At 50.5% G+C, this 3,939-nt stretch carries 6 protein-coding genes; 3 read left to right on the top strand and 3 right to left on the bottom strand.

The window, feature by feature from the left end; translation table 11 throughout:
- Window positions 1-242 (top strand): integrase core domain-containing protein (locus AYK82_RS14870; RefSeq protein WP_156453361.1); only part of this gene is annotated, 242 nt, incomplete at its 5' end.
- Window positions 243-377: 135 nt separating this feature from the next.
- Window positions 378-689, top strand: coding sequence for a DDE-type integrase/transposase/recombinase (locus tag AYK82_RS17830; protein WP_208976515.1), 312 nt, complete (start codon window positions 378-380; stop codon window positions 687-689).
- Between the two features lie 110 nt (window positions 690-799).
- Here the strand turns inward: AYK82_RS17830 and ospF are convergent, their stop codons facing one another.
- From ospF to AYK82_RS14850, 3 genes are all read right to left on the bottom strand, one after another.
- Window positions 800-1,537: a type III secretion system effector phosphothreonine lyase gene (ospF, locus tag AYK82_RS14860; protein ID WP_068317710.1), complete on the bottom strand. Its 738-nt coding sequence runs from the start codon at window positions 1,535-1,537 to the stop codon at window positions 800-802.
- Window positions 1,538-1,785: 248 nt separating this feature from the next.
- A complete protein-coding gene (locus AYK82_RS14855) occupies window positions 1,786-2,793 on the bottom strand; it encodes a nucleotidyl transferase AbiEii/AbiGii toxin family protein (RefSeq protein ID WP_068317706.1) in 1,008 nt (335 codons plus the stop codon).
- 3 nt (window positions 2,794-2,796) lie between these two features.
- Window positions 2,797-3,396 (bottom strand): DUF6088 family protein, encoded by a 600-nt coding sequence (locus tag AYK82_RS14850; RefSeq protein ID WP_244265777.1) that lies wholly within the window; start codon window positions 3,394-3,396, stop codon window positions 2,797-2,799.
- A 158-nt stretch (window positions 3,397-3,554) separates the two neighbouring features.
- On the opposite strand from AYK82_RS14850, the gene AYK82_RS14845 reads away from it, so the two are divergent.
- On the top strand, window positions 3,555-3,939 hold a 385-nt coding region (locus AYK82_RS14845; RefSeq protein ID WP_156453390.1), incomplete at its 3' end, for an IS6 family transposase.

Genomic DNA, 3,939 nt, shown 5'->3' with positions numbered 1-3,939 from the left:
CCCTGGTCCGAAGCTACGGTCTGCGCCAAGAGTTCATCACACCATATTGTCCGCAGCAGAACGGCATGATGGAACGATTGATCCGGTCGCTAAAGGAGCAATGCGTTCACCGCCAGCGCTTCGAAAGCCTAATCCATGCCAGCCGAACCATTGCTGATTGGGTTACGTTTTATAATGGCTTGAGGCCTCATCAGGCTCTTGCAATGAAGACACCTAACGAGGCATACAAATTAGCAGCATAACTTGAGCAGAAATTGCTGGGTCAATACATCGCCGGGTTCAGCAATACGCCCCAGAGCTGGAAAAACGCACACTGTGGTACCAGAACCGCCTCTCTTTTTCCTGGCGGGTAGACGAAACGTACGTTCGGGTCAAAGATAAATACGAACAAGAACCCTGCTTATGGGCAAGCTCTTGCCGAACTAAAGGCCGAAGGCAAAGTACCTGAATTCGTTGAATTGCGACAAGTAGAACACCTCAACAACCGGCTGGAGAGCGACCACGGAAAGCTCAAGCGCCTCATAAGGCCGACACTGGGTTTCAAGTCCATGCGTACGGCAGCCTCGACACTTAAGGGTTTTGAAATTATGCGCATGTTCAAGAAGGGCCAATTTGACGGCTGGATCCAATCTGTGGGCGGTGGAACCGAAGTATCTTTCATCAATCGCCTATTTGGACTTCACCTATGAATTGCGCCTAGGGGAAGGCTATTTGCATCGTCGAGAAAAGTTGCAACAGGGTCCCTGTCTCCTCAGCATGCAGCAACAGGGTCATCAAAGATTGGAGAATAACCGTGGCTTTAAGTCGTAAGTATCTCGAAAACCGGTTCGCGGCGCAAGGCCTCTGTTTGGGCGATACCACCTTCGCGATCACTGCGGAATTCATTGCGATAGCTGGCAAACTCCCAATGGTGAGCAGAAACATCTGAGGCCGGACGTTCGCCCGGTTGAATGCCTGCAAGGGAGAGCTTTCGCTCGATTGCTTCAAGGAATGATTTATCGTCCTTTAGATCCTGCGCGGAGTATTGGGAATCTTCGGCGGTTGGGCGTAGATACAAAGTGAACTGCGCACCGGCTTGAACACGAGAGCCTTCAGGCACACGGGCCATGTCTGTGACTTTCCATTTGTCGACAGGGGAGTCCTCAGAGAACAACAGGGTGTTTATAGCGTCAAAGGCTGCTGGTACCTGGCTCGGCTCGACACTCAGATGGATTTTATCGCCAACATACTCACCCTGAGCTTTTGTATCGATGCGTTTGGTATGGATGAAACAGTCCTGACTCTCGATATTTAGGGTTCGCCAACCGTTGTTTTCAGAGCCCCAGCCGCTTTCGCGTGCACATTCAAAGGTTGGTGGGTTGGAGGCTGGGCGGAAGACGGGTACTGGGAGGTCTTTCACCTGCTGCGCAATAACGTCTTGCCTTCCTGCAAGACCGCCTGGCTTTTTTTCTTGATAATTTGCAACAGACGCATGATGCGGCTGGCTCAATTGTAGTGGTGGAACTTGAAGTTTAAGAGATAGTCCGAACTTTGGCACATCACCCTCCTCGACATATCGAGTTTTTTAGCTTGTGTTTATTGATAGAGACCTTGCGGCACCGAGTCATCACAATCAATGGGGGTAATTATGCTTCATATACATCCTACTTTACGTGCTGCTCGACACTGAATACGAAAAAGCTATCAGGCAGTAATCCCCCTGCATTTAATCGGATCTAAAAGTAGCTGCGGTGAAAATATCAGGACTGCATACACAGCAAAGGCGGGTTTATGCAACAACGCTGGTCAGCTGTTGATTTCGCCCTCGAAAGCTTCGATCTCTCCCAGAATAGCGTCAAAGCTCAGTATATCTCCGATGAGCATCTCACGCATTCCAGTATAATCCTGACGCAATGCTGCAGTCAGCCTCTCATTCGGCATCAATCTTAGAGATCCACGTTTTGCAGCATCGTAGTTGGCCCAGGCAGCCTTGAAGAATACAGACTTATGATGCGCGACCTCCTCAAGCAAACCCAAGCTTTTCATGGCACGCTCCTTGGTCTCATGCCTGATAAGCTGGGCCATGTCGTAGTAGTGACGTGACATACGATCCGCGAGGGGTTTGTTGGGATTCTGATGGTAGAGCATGTGCAGAATTGTGGCTTTTTCCCAGAAGGTCCGCTCGACGCCCAGCACTTTCACATCCACCCCGCCTACCCCCAGCAAATCAGGATAAGCTTGATGAACATATGGCGTTATCTCGCGAACCTCTGCCGGCAGATGTACGCCCCGTGCCCCAAACTCGAAGCGCACAATAGACTTGATGTAACCGCCAGAACCGTCCGACAAGGATGGATAAGCGAAGAGCAGGGTTTGTGCGTCTTCTGGATCAACCGACAGTGAAAAATCCTGATCTAGACTGTCATCAAATGCGAGCTTAATCTCAGCCAGAAGCGGTCCGGAGACTGCTTCTTCGGCTGTTACCTGCAACTCTTGCAAAAGTCGCTTTTGTTGCATGCCAGACAGATCTGGATTTTCGGGATCGCGATCACCTTCGAAACCAAGCTGCGCACGATCGAGAGATAGATCCACATCCTCCGAGAAGCGATGGATCACGTCATAGGCTTTGGAAAGGGAGGTTCCTCCTTTGAAGATCATGTGATCACCAAAGGTGGGCAGTGCGAAGAGTTGTTTCAATGACCAGCAGACCCAGAAATCTTTCTCAATGATGTTCTTAGACATCCCGAGTTGTACTGCGGCTTCCTGAAAGGCCTCGTCCCTCTGTTCTGGGGTATCGTTGGCAAACTGGTCCATGGCTCAAACATGCTCTACGATCTGCTGCACAACAGCATGCATCCAAGCAGGTGCACGTTTGCTTTGCTTGGAGAGCATCGCTCTATCGTTATCATCAAGTGAGCGAGCCAATTTGCCAATCACCTGATCATCGACCCGATCCTTGCCGACATAACGCAGCGCCTGAAAGACCGCACCGGTCTTTTGTCCTGCACCGACAAGCGTCTTGGAGGATGCATTGCGAAACTGGATCACCTGCCGACCAATTGTCTTGGTCCGTGTTGGACCATTGGTCATATAGGTCGGCTTGGCTGGCACCTGAGTTGAGAGCCCCAGCTGATTGGCCGCCATGGCGGGGGAAGGCTGCAGGACCTGGTTGTCCTTACGAGCCACCGCCTGCGCGACATCGTCCGCGGACGGCGAAAGATAGCCAAAGCGCGGGCTTTTCTTGGGATAGTCGTAAAGTCCCCGCGTCAGGCGCCGGATCACTCCCTGATCGGCTAGGCGCGACAACGCCTGGTCCACGCTAGCACGGGACCCGATATCCAGAAAGTCCAGGGGCGCAAAGATCGCTCCGCGGCCTTTTCCGATAATGCGTTGTTTGATCTTCGATGTAATCATCATCTATCTCCTTGTCAGAAAATAATATACTTTTTTCAAAAATTCAATACTGAAGGTGTCTGCAAATGCTCAACCTCTAGGTGCAAAAATAGGCCCTGTTGCAAAAAGTTTGAGATTTTCCTATTTGGCTTTCATTTTGATCAGCTTGATGGGCTCTGTTTATGAGTAGTGATTTTAAATGGCGTCATTTCCGAGGTGAAATCATTCTCTGGGCGGTTCGGCGGTATTGCCGATACGGAATAAGTTATCGCGATTTGGAAGAAATGCTTGAAGAACGTGGCGTTGATGTGGACCATACAACAATCTACCGCTGGGTTCAGCACTATGCCCCTGAAATGGAAAAGCGACTGCGTTGGCACTGGCGTAAAGCTTGCTGGTCTGGCAGCTGGAAAGTTGACGAGACCTATATCAAGGTGAAAGGTAAATGGGTCTATTTGTATAGAGCCGTGACCAAACGCGGGGAAACGATAGATTTTTACCTGTCCCCTACCCGCAATGCCAAAGCTGCCAAGCGCTTTTTGGGTAAGGCTTTAAGCGGTTTCAAAG

Source organism: Polycladidibacter hongkongensis (assembly GCF_001561995.1).
GTDB classification, from domain to species: Bacteria; Pseudomonadota; Alphaproteobacteria; order Rhizobiales; family Stappiaceae; genus Pseudovibrio; species Pseudovibrio hongkongensis.
The sequence above is the reverse complement of the archived record's forward strand: the minus strand, read 5'-3'. Positions and strand labels throughout refer to the sequence as shown.